This is a genomic window from Mesorhizobium sp. M0598, from assembly GCF_040320865.1.
In the GTDB taxonomy this organism is placed as follows: domain Bacteria; phylum Pseudomonadota; class Alphaproteobacteria; order Rhizobiales; family Rhizobiaceae; genus Mesorhizobium.
Genome location: NZ_JAMYQL010000130.1, coordinates 1 through 523, shown reverse-complemented (window position 1 = coordinate 523; position 523 = coordinate 1). Strand labels below are relative to the sequence as shown.

Below are 523 nucleotides of genomic sequence, written 5' to 3'. Positions count from 1 at the left end.
ATCCAGGTGCGGCCGGTGACCAGCTGGAACGGCCGCGTCGAGATCTCCTGGCCGGCGCCGGCAACGCCGATGATGACCGACTTGCCCCAGCCGCGATGCGACGATTCTAGCGCCTGCCGCATGACCTTGGTGTTGCCGGTACAGTCGAACGTGTAGTCGGCGCCGCCGATCTGGTCGGCGCCGCGCTTGGTCATATTGACGAGATGAGCCACGACATCGCCGTCGATCTCCTTCGGATTGACGAAATGCGTCATGCCGAATTTCTCGCCCCAGGCTCGTCTGTCGTTGTTCAGGTCGACGCCGATGATCATGTCGGCGCCGGCAAGGCGCAATCCCTGGATGACGTTGAGGCCGATGCCGCCGAGGCCGAAGACGATCGCCGTCGCGCCTTGCTCGACCTTGGCCGTGTTGATCACCGCGCCGATGCCGGTGGTGACGCCGCAGCCGATGTAGCAGATCTTGTCGAACGGGGCGTCGGCATTGACCTTGGCCACCGCGATCTCGGGCAGCACGGTGAAGTTGG

General features: G+C 64.4%; 1 protein-coding gene. It reads right to left on the bottom strand.

What is annotated here, in order from left to right; all coding sequences use genetic code 11:
- A partial coding sequence (locus NKI59_RS35055; RefSeq protein ID WP_352709094.1) for a zinc-binding dehydrogenase occupies nt 1-523 on the bottom strand: 523 nt, incomplete at both ends.